2 protein-coding genes are annotated in these 3,881 nt (G+C 69.3%); both read left to right on the top strand.

The features are described from left to right. Window positions 1-925 (top strand): ThuA domain-containing protein (locus AB0J68_RS28775; protein ID WP_363941617.1); only part of this gene is annotated, 925 nt, incomplete at its 5' end. 87 nt (window positions 926-1,012) lie between these two features. After that, on the top strand, window positions 1,013-3,847 hold the full coding sequence (locus tag AB0J68_RS28770; RefSeq protein ID WP_363941614.1) for a PQQ-dependent sugar dehydrogenase: 2,835 nt from the start codon (window positions 1,013-1,015) through the stop codon (window positions 3,845-3,847). The last annotated feature ends 34 nt before the right edge of the window (window positions 3,848-3,881 follow it).

Raw genomic sequence — 3,881 nt, 5'->3', positions numbered from 1 at the left:
CGCCGCCGCCGACACCGAGTACAGCTGGCCGTGGTACGGCCAGCTGGTCGGCGCGTGGTTCGACTCGCACCCGGCGATCCAGACCGCGACCGTGAAGATCGAGGACCGGACCAACCCGTCGACCGCGCATCTCGGCGCCACCTGGGTCCGCTCCGACGAGTGGTACAACTACCGCACCAACCCCCGCTCCAGCGCGCGGGTCCTCGCCAGCCTCGACGAGTCGTCCTACAGCGGCGGCACCATGAACGGCGACCACCCGATCACCTGGTGCAAGGCGTTCGGCGGCGGTCGGGCCTGGTACACCGGCCTCGGGCACACCGAGGCGTCGTACACCGACCCGAACTTCACCAAGATGCTGCTCGGTGGCCTGCAGGTCGCCGCGGGTTCGGTGAGCGCCAACTGCTCGCCGGGGACGACGCCGCCGACCACCGCGCCGCCGACCACCGCGCCGCCCACCACCGCGCCGCCGACCACCGCGCCGCCCACCACGGCCCCGCCGACGACTGCCCCGCCGACCACCCCGCCGCCCGCCGCCACCGGTTCCACCCTGCGTGCCCTCGCCAACAACCAGTACGTCAGCGCGCCCAACGCCACCACCCCGCTGATCGCCAACAAGACCTCCGCCGGGACCAGCGAGCGGTTCGAACTGGTCAACCTCGCCAACGGCAACGTCGCGCTGCGCGCCAAGAGCAACGGGCAGTACGTCGCCGCCGAGAACGCCGGGGCCGCCGCGCTGATCGCCAACCGGGCCACCGCCGGCGCGTGGGAGACCTTCCAGCTGATCCGCAACTCCGACGGCACGGTCAGCCTGCGGGCCACCGTGAACAGCCGGTACGTGGCCGCCGACAACGGGGGCTCCTCCCCGCTGATCGCCAACCGGACCTCCATCGGCCAGTGGGAGAAGTTCAACCTCGTCACCAACTGACCGCGCCGCGGCTCGCTTCTTCACCACCCTCACCTGGCCGTGGTGCGCCCCCGCACGCCCGGCCCTGGTCGTCGAGGAAGGACGATCATGCTCTCGAACCCCCGGCGCTGGTCCCGGGCACTCGTCGCGGCGGTCACCACCGTCGCGAGTGTGACCCTGGCCGTGGCCGCACCCTCCACCGCCGCCCAGGCGGTGGTTATCCCCGCCAGCGACTATCAGCAGGTCAAACTCGCCACCGGCTCGGCCGAGCTGGGCGAGGCCATGTCCCTGGCCATCCTGCCCAACCGCTCGGTGCTGCACACCGCCCGCAACGGCGTCCTGCGGGTCACCGACGTGGCCGGCAACACCAAGGTCTCCGGCACCCTGTCCGTCTACACGCACGACGAGGAGGGGTTGCAGGGCGTCGCCGTCGACCCCAACTTCGCCACCAACAGATGGATCTACCTGTACTACTCGCCCACGTTGAGCACCCCGTCCGGGGACGCCCCCACCACCGGCACGCAGTCGGACTGGGACCGGTGGAAGGGGCACCTGCGGCTGTCCCGGTTCACCCTCAACAGCGACGACACGCTCAACCTGAGCAGCGAGAAGATCGTGCTCCAGGTCGCCAACGACCGTGGGCAGTGCTGCCACGTCGGCGGTGACCTGGACTTCGACGCCGCCGGCAACCTGTACCTGACCACCGGCGACGACACCAACCCGTTCGAGTCGTCGGGCTACGCGCCGCTGGATGAGCGCACCGACCGCAACCCGCAGTTCGACGCCCAGCGCTCGGCGGGCAACACCAACGACCTGCGGGGCAAGGTGCTGCGGATCAAGCCGCAGGCGGACGGGACGTACACGATCCCGTCGGGCAACCTGTTCGCGCCCGGCACGGCCAACACCCGTCCGGAGATCTACGCGATGGGTATGCGCAACCCGTTCCGGATGAGCGTCGACAAGGCGACCGGCGTCGTCTACGTCGGCGACTACGGCCCGGACGCCGGGAGCACCAACTCCAGCCGGGGTCCGCAGGGTCAGGTGGAGTTCAACCGCATCACGGCGCCCGGAAACTTCGGCTGGCCGTACTGCACCGGCAGCAACACGAGCACCGAAACATACAATGAATACACCTTCCCGTCCGGGCCGTCGCAGTCGAAGTACAACTGCACGGGCGGGCCGACCAACAACTCGTTCCGCAACACGGGCCTCGGCACGCTGCCCGCGGCGAAGCCGGCCTGGATCAAGTACGCCGGCGACTCCGGATCACCGTCGGAGTTCGGCAGCGGCTCCGAGTCGCCCATGGCCGGGCCGGTCTACCGGTACGACGCCTCGCTCAACTCCAGCATCAAGTTCCCGCAGTCGCTCAACGGCCAGTTCTTCGCCGGCGAGTACGGCCGACGCTGGATCAAGCCGATCGCCATCAACGCCGACGGCTCCCGCGGCGAGATCTCCTCGTTCCCGTGGAGCGGCACCCAGGTCATGGACATGGCCTTCGGCCCGGACGGCGCGCTGTACGTGCTGGACTACGGCACCGGCTCGAACAACCAGGCGCTGTTCCGGATCGAGTACATCGGCGGCGGCAACCGCAACCCCATCGCGGTCGCCTCGGCGAACCCCACGTCGGGGGCCAACCCGTTGACGGTGAACTTCTCGTCGGCTGGCAGCTCCGACCCCGAGGGCGGGGCGCTGAGCTACCTGTGGACGTTCGGCGACGGCACCACGTCGACGGCGGCCAACCCCACCAAGACGTACACCACCAACGGCACCTACTCCCCCACCCTGAAGGTCACCGACCCGGCCGGCCTGACCGGTACGGCGAGCCTGGTCATCACCGTGGGAAACACCGCGCCGACGGTGACGCTGACCTCGCCCGTCGACGGGCAGCTGTTCAACTTCGGCGACACGGTGTCGTACCAGATCAGCGTGAGCGACCCACAGGACGGCACGATCGACTGTTCCAAGGTGAGCCTGACGTACGCGCTGGGCCACGACAGCCACGCTCACCAGATCACCTCGAAGAACGGGTGCAGCGGCTCGATCACCGTGCCGACCGACGGGGAGCACGACTCCGCGGCCAACATCTACGGGGTCTTCGACGCCGCCTACACCGACAACGGCGGTCTGACCACGCACAGCATCAGAACGCTGCAACCGAAGCACCGCCAGGGTGAGCACTTCGGCGCGACGTCCGGTGTCCAGGCCACCGACCACACCAGCGCCGAGGGTGGCCGCACGGCCGGGTTCATCGAGAACAACGACTGGATCTCGTACACGCCGTACAACCTGGCCAACGCCAACCGCATCACCGTGCGGGCGTCGTCGGCCGGCGCCGGTGGCACCATCGAGGTCCGGACCGGGTCGGCCACCGGCACTCTGCTGGGCACGGTCACGGTTCCGGTGACCGGCAACTGGGAGACGTTCGTCGATGCGTCAGCCACTATCAGCAACCCGCCCAGCGCGTCGACCACGCTGTACCTGGTCTTCAAGGGCGGGTCGGGCTACCTGTTCGATGTCGACGCGTTCACCTTCACCACCGGCACCGGTGGCAGCACGCCGGTGAGCACGCTGCGGGCGCAGGTCAACAACCAGTACGTGTCGGCGGTCGGCAGCACCGCGTTGATCGCCAACAAGGCCAGCGTCGGCACGACCGAGCAGTTCGACCGGGTGGACGCCGGCAACGGCAACATCGCGCTGCGGTCACGTGCCAACGGGCTCTACGTTTCGGCCACGAACGCCGGCGCCGCAGCGTTGGTCGCCAACGCCACGTCGATCGGGTCGTGGGAGACCTTCCAGCTCATCACCAACTCGGATGGGACGGTCAGTCTGCGCGCCACGGTCAACAACCAGATCGTGTGCGCGGAGAACGCCGGGGCCGGGTCACTGATCGCCAACCGTACGTCCGTCGGGGCCTGGGAGAAGTTCGTCCTCACCACCGGCTGACACGTGGTGGGCCCGGTCACCGAACGGGCCGGGC

The sequence above is a fragment of the Micromonospora sp. NPDC049580 genome (assembly GCF_040675595.1).
In the GTDB taxonomy this organism is placed as follows: Bacteria; Actinomycetota; Actinomycetes; order Mycobacteriales; family Micromonosporaceae; genus Micromonospora.
Note: the sequence above shows the minus strand (reverse complement) of the source record. Positions and strands in the feature narration are given on the sequence as shown.